Annotated in this window: 20 protein-coding genes and 1 riboswitch; of the genes, 16 read left to right on the top strand and 4 right to left on the bottom strand. The window is 42.3% G+C overall.

Going from position 1 to position 12708, the window contains the following annotated elements:
* The gene (locus ACFPTP_RS10000) at nt 1-93 is read left to right on the top strand and encodes an IS3 family transposase (RefSeq protein WP_381444244.1); all 93 of its coding nucleotides are present in this window, start codon (nt 1-3) and stop codon (nt 91-93) included.
* 60 nt (nt 94-153) lie between these two features.
* On the opposite strand, the gene ACFPTP_RS09995 is transcribed toward ACFPTP_RS10000, so the two are convergent.
* Together ACFPTP_RS09995 and ACFPTP_RS09990 are read right to left on the bottom strand one after the other, a co-directional pair.
* Nucleotides 154-624, bottom strand: a complete 471-nt coding sequence (locus ACFPTP_RS09995) for a hypothetical protein (protein WP_381444184.1) — start codon at nt 622-624, stop codon at nt 154-156.
* A complete protein-coding gene (locus tag ACFPTP_RS09990) occupies nt 621-977 on the bottom strand; it encodes a hypothetical protein (RefSeq protein WP_381444182.1) in 357 nt (118 codons plus the stop codon). Before ACFPTP_RS09990 ends, ACFPTP_RS09995 begins: the two co-directional genes overlap by 4 nt.
* Nucleotides 978-1148: 171 nt before the next feature.
* Here ACFPTP_RS09990 and rpmG point away from each other — a divergent pair, with 171 nt between their 5' ends.
* From rpmG to ACFPTP_RS09965, 5 genes are all read left to right on the top strand, one after another.
* Entirely contained in the window at nt 1149-1298 is a 150-nt protein-coding gene (gene rpmG, locus ACFPTP_RS09985; protein ID WP_060210366.1) for a 50S ribosomal protein L33, read from the top strand.
* 63 nt (nt 1299-1361) lie between these two features.
* The gene (locus ACFPTP_RS09980; RefSeq protein ID WP_381444179.1) at nt 1362-1943 is read left to right on the top strand and encodes a 5-formyltetrahydrofolate cyclo-ligase; all 582 of its coding nucleotides are present in this window, start codon (nt 1362-1364) and stop codon (nt 1941-1943) included.
* Complete coding sequence (locus tag ACFPTP_RS09975) at nt 1940-2134, top strand: YqgQ family protein (RefSeq protein WP_381444176.1); 195 nt, start codon at nt 1940-1942, stop codon at nt 2132-2134. The genes ACFPTP_RS09980 and ACFPTP_RS09975 overlap by 4 nt, the downstream gene beginning before the upstream one ends.
* A gap of 148 nt (nt 2135-2282) precedes the next feature.
* Complete coding sequence (locus tag ACFPTP_RS09970) at nt 2283-4151, top strand: LTA synthase family protein (RefSeq protein ID WP_381444174.1); 1869 nt, start codon at nt 2283-2285, stop codon at nt 4149-4151.
* 90 nt (nt 4152-4241) lie between these two features.
* Nucleotides 4242-5342: a YqgU-like beta propeller domain-containing protein gene (locus tag ACFPTP_RS09965; RefSeq protein WP_381444171.1), complete on the top strand. Its 1101-nt coding sequence runs from the start codon at nt 4242-4244 to the stop codon at nt 5340-5342.
* 53 nt (nt 5343-5395) lie between these two features.
* Here ACFPTP_RS09965 and ACFPTP_RS09960 read toward each other — a convergent pair whose 3' ends face one another.
* Nucleotides 5396-5578, bottom strand: coding sequence for a DUF2759 domain-containing protein (locus tag ACFPTP_RS09960; protein WP_381444170.1), 183 nt, complete (start codon nt 5576-5578; stop codon nt 5396-5398).
* A gap of 160 nt (nt 5579-5738) precedes the next feature.
* Here ACFPTP_RS09960 and ACFPTP_RS09955 point away from each other — a divergent pair, with 160 nt between their 5' ends.
* Nucleotides 5739-6377, top strand: coding sequence for an MBL fold metallo-hydrolase (locus tag ACFPTP_RS09955; protein ID WP_381444168.1), 639 nt, complete (start codon nt 5739-5741; stop codon nt 6375-6377).
* A gap of 42 nt (nt 6378-6419) precedes the next feature.
* Here the strand turns inward: ACFPTP_RS09955 and ACFPTP_RS09950 are convergent, their stop codons facing one another.
* Nucleotides 6420-6662 (bottom strand): DUF2626 family protein, encoded by a 243-nt coding sequence (locus ACFPTP_RS09950; protein ID WP_381444165.1) that lies wholly within the window; start codon nt 6660-6662, stop codon nt 6420-6422.
* Between the two features lie 300 nt (nt 6663-6962).
* On the opposite strand from ACFPTP_RS09950, the gene comGA reads away from it, so the two are divergent.
* The 9 genes from comGA to gcvT all read left to right on the top strand — a co-directional run bounded on the left by comGA (nt 6963) and on the right by gcvT (nt 12701).
* Nucleotides 6963-7970 (top strand): competence type IV pilus ATPase ComGA, encoded by a 1008-nt coding sequence (gene comGA, locus ACFPTP_RS09945; RefSeq protein WP_381444162.1) that lies wholly within the window; start codon nt 6963-6965, stop codon nt 7968-7970.
* A complete protein-coding gene (gene comGB / locus ACFPTP_RS09940; RefSeq protein ID WP_381444160.1) occupies nt 7963-9018 on the top strand; it encodes a competence type IV pilus assembly protein ComGB in 1056 nt (351 codons plus the stop codon). The genes comGA and comGB overlap by 8 nt, the downstream gene beginning before the upstream one ends.
* 14 nt (nt 9019-9032) lie before the next feature.
* Nucleotides 9033-9350: a competence type IV pilus major pilin ComGC gene (gene comGC / locus ACFPTP_RS09935; protein WP_381444158.1), complete on the top strand. Its 318-nt coding sequence runs from the start codon at nt 9033-9035 to the stop codon at nt 9348-9350.
* Complete coding sequence (gene comGD / locus ACFPTP_RS09930; RefSeq protein WP_381444156.1) at nt 9337-9780, top strand: competence type IV pilus minor pilin ComGD; 444 nt, start codon at nt 9337-9339, stop codon at nt 9778-9780. Before comGC ends, comGD begins: the two co-directional genes overlap by 14 nt.
* Nucleotides 9773-10072 (top strand): hypothetical protein, encoded by a 300-nt coding sequence (locus ACFPTP_RS09925; protein ID WP_381444153.1) that lies wholly within the window; start codon nt 9773-9775, stop codon nt 10070-10072. The genes comGD and ACFPTP_RS09925 overlap by 8 nt, the downstream gene beginning before the upstream one ends.
* The gene (gene comGF / locus ACFPTP_RS09920) at nt 10057-10506 is read left to right on the top strand and encodes a competence type IV pilus minor pilin ComGF (RefSeq protein WP_381444150.1); all 450 of its coding nucleotides are present in this window, start codon (nt 10057-10059) and stop codon (nt 10504-10506) included. The genes ACFPTP_RS09925 and comGF overlap by 16 nt, the downstream gene beginning before the upstream one ends.
* On the top strand, nt 10487-10666 hold the full coding sequence (locus ACFPTP_RS09915; RefSeq protein WP_381444147.1) for a hypothetical protein: 180 nt from the start codon (nt 10487-10489) through the stop codon (nt 10664-10666). The genes comGF and ACFPTP_RS09915 overlap by 20 nt, the downstream gene beginning before the upstream one ends.
* 5 nt (nt 10667-10671) lie before the next feature.
* Nucleotides 10672-11184: a shikimate kinase gene (locus ACFPTP_RS09910; protein ID WP_381444145.1), complete on the top strand. Its 513-nt coding sequence runs from the start codon at nt 10672-10674 to the stop codon at nt 11182-11184.
* Nucleotides 11185-11369: 185 nt separating this feature from the next.
* Nucleotides 11370-11462, top strand: a riboswitch (glycine riboswitch).
* Nucleotides 11463-11597: 135 nt separating this feature from the next.
* Nucleotides 11598-12701, top strand: a complete 1104-nt coding sequence (gene gcvT / locus ACFPTP_RS09905) for a glycine cleavage system aminomethyltransferase GcvT (RefSeq protein ID WP_381444143.1) — start codon at nt 11598-11600, stop codon at nt 12699-12701.
* The last annotated feature ends 7 nt before the right edge of the window (nt 12702-12708 follow it).

Raw genomic sequence — 12708 nt, 5'->3', positions numbered from 1 at the left:
ATTGCGACCTATTTGAATTACTATAATGAAGAACGTATCCAAGAAAAATTAGGCTACCTGACACCTGCAAAATATGGTGTAATGGCAGCCTAATCAAGGTGTTTTGTATGTGTCTCATATGGCTAGGTCAGTCTAAAGGGCAGCTCTTTTTCTTTATTTAGTATTAGTTATAATGCGGGCGATTGTGCCAAGGTCCATCGTTGTATCGACTTCGTGCACGCCGATTTGAATACGTCCTGCTAAGCCGTTGTCAATCAGGTATTGTTCCAACTCTTTCGCACTGTTGATGATCCCCGCATGTTCGAGTTTATCAGCTACAGTTGAAGATGTTGAACCGGCCTCGATCGTCAAAATTATTTTAGTGATGGGCTTTGAAGTCGACTCAGGTTTAGAATCCTTCTTTTCATTCGAACTTTGATCCGTAGTTTTTTCCGATTTTGAAGAAGTGAGTGTCTGGGCGACGGCCAACTCTTTTTTCACCATGTCCAATTCGGCTTGCAACTTGTCCACCTGCGTTTTATACTGGTCCGCATCGGGCGGATCTTGGTTGTTATTGGTGAAATAAAGGATACCTCCAGCGAGGACGCAGCCTATTCCGACTCCTCGTACAATGTCCTTCATCATAAGGCGACACCCCGGGACTTCAATACTTCCATAACTTCCTCAGCCGGCAGGGAAGAGCGTTTGGCTATTTCAGGAATTGAATAACCTTGCGCCTTCAAGGACAAGATTTGATTGACGATGATTTCGTGGACGGGTTTCGTTTTTCGTCGCTGTCCATTTGTGATCGGACCAACACCGATCATCAATTCCTCTTCAACGGCCTTCAAACGCTTTTTCAATTGATTTGTCTCCTGATGGAGGCTGATTGAGATGTTCTCAATATCCTCTTCGCTTTTGCGGGTGGATTTTCCGATGAAAAATGATAAAATGATAAATAGGATGCCAATGCATAGTAAAATTAATTCAATATCCACAATTGAACAACCTCCGGGAATAGATTACTTTGTTCCCATAGTATCATATGCATCTTCCAAATGTAATTTGAAACTTTCTTCTTTACATAACCGTGTGATATGATACAATTGAAAAGTCGTATAAATCATGCTCATATTAATTTATATTGCCAATGAGTGGGAGGGACAACAATGCGCGTAAATATTACACTTGCTTGCACAGAATGTGGAGAGCGTAATTATATTACAAAGAAAAACAAGCGTAACAATCCGGAACGTCTTGAAATGAAAAAATATTGCTCACGTGAAAAGAAACAAACTTTGCACCGTGAAACGAAATAATCGCTCATGCCAAAACTCTTCACGGGTTTTGGTTTTTTATTTCGGAATGGAGGGAATACTTCTATGAGTAAATTGTCCAAACGTAAACTGATGATAACAATCATGAAAGATATGAATCATTCTGAACATGCGAGTAAATCCGCAGCGATATTGCAAAGCTTATCCACATGCGAAGAATATGCTTCAGCTCAGACGATTGGCGTTACGGTATCACGTTTTCCGGAAGTGGATACGTATCCTTTGATCGAATCTGCATGGAAGTCCGGGAAGCGAGTTGCCGTGCCGAAATGCATTCCTGGAACGAGGGAGATGGATTTCAGGCTCATTTCGTCTTTCGATGATCTGGAGACGGTCTATATGGATTTAAAGGAACCGGTTGTCGCAAGGACAATTTCTGTTGATAAAGGGCAAATCGATCTCCAAATTGTTCCGGGCGTCGTTTTTTCCGACGAAGGGTTCAGAATCGGTTTTGGCGGAGGGTATTATGATCGCTATTTGACTGACTATAGCGGCGATCGAGTATCTTTGGCGTTTGACGAACAGACTACTCAAGAAGTGCCCATTGAAGAACATGATATTCCAGTCAATAAGATTATTACTGAAAATAGAGTGATACAATGTCGGAAGATACGTGAGGCCAAATGAATCATTTCCTTGATGTCCTGCAACTTCTTAAACGTTTCGGCATTTTTATATATACAGGGAATCAACAAACAGATATCGAAATGATGATGTCCGAAGTGAAAGAGCTATACGATAATGGCTTGATTTTGAAAGAGGATTACTTGCCCGCGCTGTTAATTTTGAAAAAGGAATTGAGTAAAAGGTCCGATTAAAGTTTTATCCAATATCAAATCCTTTTAGAATTTTTTAAGTTAAAAATGAAACTTTTTTATGATTCATTCGTCTATAATATGAAGTGCATGTACAAATGATAGGGTGAATTTTCAAATAGATGCTTCAATAACGAAAGGAAGATCAAGTATGAAAAAAGTAACTTGGCCCAAACATTCCGTACTCGTCATTGCTCTTATTGCAACTTGGCTAACGACGTATATTGGCTATATCACTAGCTTTAATATGAAAATCGATAATGTGATGCAGGAATTCATCCTGTTCATGAATCCACTTAGTTTTCTATTATTCATATACGGAATGGCCTTATTCATGAAGAGTGCGAAACGACGCAACATCTATATATTTTCAATCAGTTTGATAACATCAATCATTATGTTTAGTAACGCTGTATTTTATCGGTTCTTTAATGATTTCATTACCTTGCCGGTATTGTTCCAGACAAGCAATTTCGGTGATTTATCATCTTCCATCGGTGCGAATGTGCATGCTTTGGATATATTCTTTTTCACCGACGTAATTATTGTGGCATTGGCGATTAAATTCATCCCAACTTCGGAAAGGTCTTTGAGTCAACGAAGCATTGGACGCAAGCTATACTTTGTTATAGCTGCAACCATACTGATGGTCAACTTGGGATTATCGGAAGCCCAAAGGCCGCAGCTGTTGACACGAAGCTTTGACAGGGAACTGCTCGTTAAAAATATCGGAACGTACAATTATCACATTTATGACTTGTTCATCCAATCGAAAACACATGCACAACGTGCGCTTGCTGACGGCAGTGAACTAGCCGAGGCGGCAAACTACATCAATGCAAATTACGCAGAACCCAATCCGGAAATGTTCGGGGTTGCCAAAGGGCGCAATGTTATCTTCATTTCACTTGAGTCCCTGCAAAACTTCGTCATTAACAATGAGATGAATGGCTATGAGATTACGCCTTTCCTCAACGAACTAACAAAAGATCCTGATACATTCTATTTCAATAACTTTTACCATCAAACAGGGTTAGGAAAAACGTCAGATTCGGAATTCATCGTGGAAAACTCGTTATATGGCCGAAATGGCGGAGCTGTCTTTTTCACAAACAGCGGAAATGCTTACCATTCCATGTCGGAAAAACTCGGGGATAACGGATATTTCACAAGCGTCATGCACGCAAACAACCGAAGCTTCTGGAACCGGGATATTATGTATCAAGCTTTAGGCATTCAAAAGTTCTATGATGTCGAAAGCTATACGATCGGGGAAGGGGAAGCGGTCAACTGGGGAATGAAAGATATTCCGTTCTTAGAACAATCAGTGGAAATCATGAAGACAATGCCACAGCCGTTTTCTACAAGAATGATCACTTTGACGAATCACCATCCATTCGATTTGGATGAAGAAGATATGATCATTCCGCCGTATGATTCCAATTCAAAAACATTGAATAAATACTTCCAAACAGTACGCTATATGGATGAAGCCATAAAGATTTTCTTCGAGGATCTGAAGAAAAGTGGAATATATGACAACTCCATTATTGTGATGTACGGGGACCACTATGGTATTTCGGAAAACCATAATAAAGCGATGGGCATGTATTTAGATAAGGAAATTACTCCACTTGATAATGTCGAGTTGCAAAAAGTGCCGATGTTCATCCATATTCCTGGTTATGGAAAAGGGAAAACAATCGACGAGCTTTCCGGTCAAATGGACATCCGACCAACCGTCCTCCATTTGTTGGGAATTGACACGAAAGAAGACATGCAAATGGGTGCGGATATCTTTTCAAAAGATCACGAGCCGTTCGTCATCTTCAGGGATGGCCGTTTAGTGACCGAGAATATGATTTACGCACACGAGGTTTGCTACGATATCCAAACAGGGGAGCCGACCGACGGTAACGCATGTGAACCTTATATCGAACGTGCTAATACTGAACTCGGCTACTCCGACTTGATCATCAATGGAGACTTGCTCAGATTTACTGATAAGGAAGAGAAATAAGCCGCTCCAGGCAAAACGACTAAGTTCTGCACGGGTTCGTTTACCGTGCAGATATTTTTTTGAAAGAAAGATGGAAGGAGGGGATGCCGGATGAAAAGAATACTGTATTTGCTTTTAATGGTCATCTTCATCTTATCCGGTTGTTCGGAACTGAAGGGTCCGCCGTCTGTTCAACCTGATATTGAAGAGCCGGACAAGCTTATGACAGAGCCGGATGATCCGCCATTCCCCCATGTTTTTAAGGTAGATCCTTCGAACTTTCATTTCATTGCAGATTGGTTGAATGACTCTCAAATCCTATATGTTGAGAAAAATGACAGCTACTATCAAGTGAAATACTTTGACATTGAAACAGGTGAATCCGGTTCGGTGTACGAGGACGATGCATTTATTATTGATGTCCTTGTCCATCCTTCCGGTGATTATTTTTTAGTACATACGAGTGAACACGCAAATGCGGCTGTCGTTAAGGTGGTCGGCATGGATGGCACCGTCCAGCATCAAGTGGAAATCGACTCGACAGAGCTTGCCATAGAATGGAATCGCTCGAATCCAGACAAAATCCTATTCACAGCCTTCCATGAAGATTGGTCGTTTGATCTTTTCGTTTTTGACGGATTGGACGAGCATCTTTCCTTAATTGAATTGGATGACCCATTTCCCAAGTGGGCGGGAGATGACAAAATCATGGGCATGTTGGTCGAAGGTCATCCGCTTGACGGAGGAGAAGTACAGTTATTCCATTTGGAAACAGGGGAAATCGAGACTGTTGGAATTGGGAATGTCATTTATTTTGATGCATTTGAGGATTATTTCATTGCTGTTCAGTCAATTGATGAAAATGCTTTTTCATATTCAGTGAGAAGGTTTGACGGTACCGTAGTTTCTGGGTGGACTTTGCCCGCTGTCAGCAATTATTCGGAGTGGGTTGTACCCACGATTCAATGGCTCGATAACGCCCGTCTGATTGTGATAGGGGCTGAAAAAAGTGGACAACTTGATGAAATGGGAGCAGGGTTTAATTTATTTCTTTTTGATGAAGGTAATCCGGAGCTGCTTATGAAAGGGTTGGATGCGGGTCCGTTGAAATGCTCGCCATCAGGTAAATATTGTTTGAGTGGCTATACATCGGATGAGTTAATTGATATGAGCACAAAGGAAAAACATAAGTGGATTGAATTTAATAACTAAAAAACATCCCCCGCAAATGTATGCGGGGGATGTTTTTTAAAAGACAATGTTAATTAATGTACAAGAACAGGTGGATATCCTTGGAATACAATTGTTGCGATTGTGAAACCGCCGAAAATGACAGCAGCTGCAACGTTGAACAAGATGCTCAACACATTGCGCTCTTTGAAAGCTTGTACAGTACCAATGACAGCGAAGATCGCAACGAGTCCGAAAATTACCATTAAGATGTTCATGTGGAAGACACTCCTTTCAACAGAGAAAAAATGAATGCCGATTTAGCAATATTCCTCTTCTATTGTACTGTTTCCCACAAATTTTGTCGAGGCATATTAATGACGATTGTTTGAAATTCAATTGCAAGTTCATTACTATCAAGTATAGGAGGTGTGAATGATGCTTGAAATACGTACATATCCATTAGGTCCGATTCAGACGAATTGTTATTTAATCTTCAATCGTGATGGGGAATGTTTAGTGATTGACCCTGGAGAAGAAGGGGATCGGATAATTGCCGAAATCGAAAAAACGAATGGCGAACCGCTTGCAATCCTTTTGACACATTCGCATTTTGATCATATCGGGGCGGTGGATCGAGTGAGGAATCATTTTGACATACCCGTCTACATACACGAGGCCGAACAAGCTTGGCTTGGAAACCCGGATTTGAACGGTTCCTCTAGATACCCTGGATTGCCTCTTGTGAGAAATGAAGCGGCGGATCAATTGCTGCAAGAAGGTGAATTGAAAATAGGTTCATTCCGATTGGAGATCCGTCATACTCCGGGTCATTCTCCCGGCAGCGTCTCTTTCATTTTCCACGAGGCACAATTGGCTGTTGTTGGTGATACGCTTTTCCGTGGAAGCATAGGCAGGACGGATCTTCCTGGGGGCGATACCAGGACGTTGCTTCAGTCCATCCATGACAATCTTTTGACGTTGGATGATGAGTTCATTATCTATCCCGGCCACGGCCCATCAACAACTCCTGAAGAGGAAAAGGATATGAACCCATTTTTGAACGGGTTTTCATAAAAAGAAAAAACAGCCGATCGGCTGTTTTTTTCTTTAGGACGATTAGTGTCCTGCACCTGGTACGTGAATGAATGTCGCATAATAGCTGAATCCTACCATGAAAATCATAAGGTAAGCTCCAAACATGTACATATACATACGCTCTGTTAGATTCAAATATCCAAGCAACAGGAAGAAAATAGTGCTAGCGACGAAAATGACGGAAGCTGTCATCATCCCGCCGACGAAAAACATTACAGCGAAAATGCCAGTCCAAAAACCGCATAGCTTGAACATGTTATCCATAAGTGCGTCCCTCCTTAACCTAAAACAATACAAAGATCTCTTATTCATTATAATGGATAGTAACTCGAAAAGTAAACTCCTATCAAGTCGACATTGTGACAAATGCATGGAGTGCAAATTGGTCTTATTATAGTAAAACTCATTTTTGAGCCGAAAACGCCATGTGAAATTTAAATTTAAGCTGGAAATGGCATTTAAAAATCGAATTCATTTGGAAGTATTCCTTTTTCGTTTCGTTCAACGTATACTCATTTTAAGGTGAAAAGCGGTCTTTCACCATTATTGAAAGAGGGGTGTTCAATGGAAAACCGTGACAATCTCATTGAGAAAAAGTGCTTTGACCTTTTGGAACGGGCGATTGCCCAGGAAGCGACAGATATCCATCTCGTTCCGATGCAAGATCGGTATGATATTTGTTTCAAGAAGAATTCAAAACTCGAACGGTCCGGTACATTTCCCCCACAGTTGGCCGCCCGTATGATCTCCTTTTATAAATTTCTCTCCTCATTAGATATCAGTAATAAACGAAACCCCCAAAGCGGTTCATTTCACAAGAAAATGCATAATGAAAACTTTTCTTTCCGTGTATCGACGATTCCCTCTATCCAAATGAAAGAAAGTGTTGTCATCCGTATTCAACGGCATGATCAAATCGTTCCTTTAGATAAGCTTTGCATCGATCCCGTCTGGGAGCAGAAGCTTCGGCATGCTGCAGAAGAGCGACAAGGGTTAGTGCTGCTTACCGGACCAACCGGAAGCGGGAAGACCACAACGATTTATTCCATGACAGCCCACTGCGTCAATCATCTCGAACGACATGTGATTTCTTTAGAAGACCCTGTCGAAAACAATCATTCACATCTTCTGCAGATTCAGGTGAATGAAAGGTCCGGTATGACATATGCTGCCGGATTGAAAGCGATACTTAGGCATTCCCCGGACGTGATCATGATCGGTGAAATCAGGGATTCCGAAACTGCTAAAACTGCTGTGGCCGCTGCGTTGACAGGGCATCTTGTCCTGACTACCGTCCACTCGAAAGATCCGGAAGGTTGCTTTTATAGGATGATGGATTTCGGGATCACTCCGGAAGAATTGAGGCAAACGGTCGTATGCATAGCAGCGCAACGTCTCATTCGAAAAAAAGATGGTGATGTCGGAGCGGTGTTTGAAATCGTCCAAGGTGAACTGTTGGAATCGATTGCGAATGGAATCATAACGGGCGAACATGTTACTGTGCCGAAGGAATTGACGATAGAAGCAATCATGAGAAAATATAGCCTTGAAAAAATGATGTCCCATGGGTAAGCGTGGAACACGATTATTCAGGAAATCTTTTTCAAACATTGATAACCGCGCTTCGTTTTTAGGCAGGCTCTCGCTCCTCATGCAAGAAGGGTACACATTCCATGATGGATTGGTGTTGCTAATGCCTTACCATTCCAAGCAGTACAGTGAACTGCTAGAACTGCTGGAACTAGATTTGAAGAATGGACTTGGTGTGACGGATATTCTTAGAAGGCTTGGTTTTTCTTCGAACGTACTTTTGCCTGTCATCATAGCGGAGTTGGATGGGAGAATAGCGGACGCATTAAAAGGGATTGCAGAAAGAATGAAGCAATCGGAAGAAAGAAAAAGGAAGCTGCGAAATCTGCTGCTCTATCCAATCATTCTGTTTTTCTTCCTAACTATCTTTCTAGTAGTTTTTAGAAGCTATTTCCTTCCGAATCTGCAAGCGATGTCAGTCGCAAGGAATGATACTGTGAACGGTTTCGTGTCCCTGTTGCCACTCCTGGTCTCAAGAATTCCAGATCTAATGATTGGGTCCGGGATTTTAATCATCATAACGGCTGGCATCGGGATTCTAATCTATCGTAAATTACTCCCGTACAGAAAAATCCGCTTCCTCCTCTCCATTCCGTTTGTCGGTTCATTATTCTCGAAGTGGAAAACGAGGGATTTCTCAGGTGAAATCGGTGGCCTTCTTCAATCGGGGCTATCCATGCAGGATGCGCTTGAAGTACTGGTGGAGCAAGAGGTGGATCCGATTTTAAGCGAAATTGCTGAGACGATCAAGGGGCATGTCATCTACGGTGAAACTTTTGACAATGCCATCCTACTAACTGCCGGTCTCCGCAAGGAATTAAACACGTATGCAAAACACGGTTCCGATACGGGACATTTGGGAAAGGAACTTCTTCTGTTTAGTGAAAATCTGCATGCCATGATTGAAGAGGAGATGACGAGATGGCTTGCACTGATGCAGCCGGTATTGTTCACGATATTGGCCATCTGCATTTTGGCGGCATACTTGGCATTGCTACTGCCGGTTTACAGCACATTTGACAGCCTATAAGGAGGAGGGAAGATTTGAAAATAGTCAAGAACGAAGATGGATTCACTTTAATCGAAATGATGATTGTATTGCTCATCATTTCCGTTCTGGTGTTGATCGCCATACCGAACGTGACAAAGCATTCAAAGTCGATTGATGAAAAAGGTTGCGTGGCCTACGTACAAATGGTGCAGGGACAAGTTGCAGCATACAAGATGGAACATCATAAAACACCTACCTTAAGTGAACTAACAGAGGGTGAATATTTGCCTGGAAATGTAAAATGTCCGGACGGAACAGACATTTCAATTGAAAATGGAAAAGTGATAGCAGTCAAAGATGGTCAGTCTTAGGGATATAAAAAACAATGAAGTTGGCTTCACATTCCTGGAAATGCTACTCGTTTTAAGTGTCGTCGCTGTTCTGACGGCTGTCATTCTGCCTATCGGTGATCGCTGGATAACGAAACAGAGCGAGAAAGAAGCGCTATACACTTTCATCGCAACGATTCATCATGCGCAAGCCTATGCGATGGCAAACGAAACGCGTACGGCAATCAGGTTTCGGAATTCCGGCAAGTCTTATAGCTTGTTTGCTCCTAGTACGGTGACTTATTCCACGATTGATTTTCCTGAAGGTATGCATTTGTTTAATGGCCACACGATCGAATTTCATCCGGATGGCCAAATTGTTAATCCGGGAACGATCATTTTAAGGACAACTAATGGGGACAAGCGATTGACGTTGCAACTGCAACATGGGAGGGTGATCGTTTATGAATGAAAAAGGGTATTCATGGCCGGAATCTATCTTATCCCTTGTTATTATAACAGTCATATTCGGAACACTATTACCGTTCTATTCACATATGTCGGCACATCTAGAAATGAAGAAACTCAGCATGCACGCAGCGGAATCGGCCTATCACGGAGCCATCTTCTATCACGCATACGGAATGTTGGCCGGGGTGAACCGGATTGAAAAGACCGTGTACAACTGGTCGGTTGAAAGCGAACGCATCTGTGTAACCTATCATTACATAGAACGGGAACTCGTGAAATGCATAGCGTTCTGAAATGTCGTAATGAAGAGGGATACACTCTTCTGGAAGCATTGTTTCAACTATTGATTATGGGTATATTCGTTCAATTCCTCCTCCTGTTCTTCTATTGGAAACAGCCGATCGAGCGTCAATTACAAGATTATTATGCGACTGAATGGGAATTGTTTGCGATCGATCTCCAGGCATTGCTCGTCGATGTTGAAGATTTCAGAGTTCTGATGGGTGATAGAGCCATTTTGTTTACGACTGAGAGAGGAAAAATCGAGGTCGGTCAAAGTGGATATGTCATTCGCAAAATGACCAATTCAAAAGGGTACATCCCTCTCTTCACAAACGTTTCTAGTGTGATTTTCGTCCATGAAGGACATGAGCTTAAAGTGGAAGCAAGAATGCTCAATGGAAGGAAGCGGGAAAGGAGTTTTGCAATTGGGTTTCGCCAGGAATGAGCAAGGTGCCATTTTAGCCGCTTCACTTATTTTACTATTTTTCGTCAGCCTCTTTCTTTTTACTATCGTTTCATGGCATAGTAATCTATACAGAACATTCGATTCAATTGAAATCTATTACGAGAAAGAAACAACAAAGTTGATGAGGCAAGGCGGGTAAAAGATATGAAGAGAGTATACTTGGTCGGTTTCATGGGAAGCGGAAAAAGCGCCATCGGCAAACGGCTGGGGACATTGCTGAATTTGCCCTTTTACGATATGGATACGGAAATTTCTAACCAGACAGGCATGACGATTCCTCAAATTTTTGAAACTTATGGGGAGGAAGGCTTCAGGGAGATGGAGACAGAGTTCCTGCGCAATTTTCAAGAGGGCTATTGCATCATTGCGACTGGCGGCGGTGTTGCAATGAGAGAGGAAAACAGGAAAATCATGAGAAGGACAGGACTTGTCTTTTTCTTGAATTCGACATTTCGTGATATTTGGCGAAGGATTTCCACCGATATCAACAGGCCGATCGTTCAGCGTTCTACCAGGCATGAATTGGAGAGACTCTATCAAAAAAGGAAGCCGCTTTATTTACAATGCGCTCATTTCAAAGTAGAGACGGCAAATAGGACCTTGAATGAAATCACGCAGTATATAGCGTCTCAGATTATAAGATTGAAAAACGGCTGAAGATGTCCTGAAATCTCAGATGATTGAAACACGAACGATATAATCATTGTGATGTATTTTTGTTCGTTAAATGAACATTGCTTGAAAAAAGATTGCGCTTTTAAAAATGAAATGTTAAGATATAAGGCGAAAGGGCAGTTATTTGTCCGAATTTTAATCATTTTATTTTTAATTGCATATGGCGGATGATTGAATGGGGAGAGCACGCATTAGGCGTCGCCGAAGGAGCAAGTAACGGAAGTTATGAATCTCTCAGGTAAAAAGACTCATTCATGACGCGTCTCTGGAGAGTGCCGATATTTTCGGCCACCAAAGAGGAAAGCCGCAAGGTCAAACTTTCAGGTACACGGACAGAGGTTCTCTTATTACAAGGGGACTTCTGTCTTTTTTTCATCATTCAATTCAAGGGGGATATGGCTTTGACAGGAACTTTGAAACGCACCGCACTTTTTGATAGTTATCAGCAGTACGGTGGAAAGACGATTGATTTCGGTGGTTGGGAATTGCCTGTTCAGTTTTCAAGCATTAAGGCTGAACATGAAGCTGTCCGGACGAAAGCGGGCCTGTTTGATGTTTCGCATATGGGTGAAGTTTTTGTTTCAGGAGAAGATGCACTTGTCTTTCTACAAGGGTTGGTTACAAATGACGTCTCCAAACTGAAGGACGGCCAAGCGCAGTACACTGCAATGTGTTATGAGAACGGCGGTACGGTGGATGATCTTCTCATCTACAAAAGGAAAGAGAATGATTATCTCCTAGTCGTGAATGCTTCCAACATTGAAAAGGACGTTGAGTGGATGAAACAGCATGCAACAGGTGATGTGGTCATTGATGACCGCTCTGATGAATTCGGCCTGCTTGCATTGCAAGGTCCGAAAGCGCAAGAAGTATTGCAGAAATTGACTTCAGAGCAGCTGGATGAAATTAAGTTCTTCCGTTTCAAAGAAGACGTCGAAATTTCCGGGCACCGGGTTCTCGTTTCCCGAACTGGGTATACGGGTGAAGATGGTTTCGAGATTTACGGATCCCCTGAATCGATTGTCGCTCTGTGGCCTGCAATTTTGGAAGCGGGAGAAGAGGAAGGGGTTGTGCCTGCAGGTTTAGGCGCCCGTGATACTCTTCGATTCGAAGCGGGACTGCCGCTTTACGGTCAGGAATTGTCAAAAGATATTACTCCGCTTGAAACAGGCCTAGGTTTTGTCGTGAAATTGAATAAGGAAGCAGATTTCATCGGCAAAGAAGTGCTTTCGGCACAAAAAGAGAACGGCGTTCCAAGGAAGCTTGTCGGTCTTGAAATGATCGATAAAGGAATTCCACGGACTGGCTATAAAGTGTTCATTGGCGAAGAGGAGATCGGGGAAGTCACGACCGGTACTCAATCGCCAACATTGAAAAAGAATATCGGATTCGCACTTCTTGCTACGGAACATACAGCTGAAGGAACTGAAGTGGAAGTCGAAATCCGTGGCAAACGTCTGAAAGCGGTTTTGATTGCTACACCTTTCTATAAACGATAAATGAATG

Origin of the sequence: Sporosarcina koreensis (assembly GCF_042655825.1) — a bacterium.
Taxonomy (GTDB): Bacteria; Bacillota; Bacilli; order Bacillales_A; family Planococcaceae; genus Sporosarcina; species Sporosarcina koreensis.
Note: the sequence above shows the minus strand (reverse complement) of the source record. Positions and strands in the feature narration are given on the sequence as shown.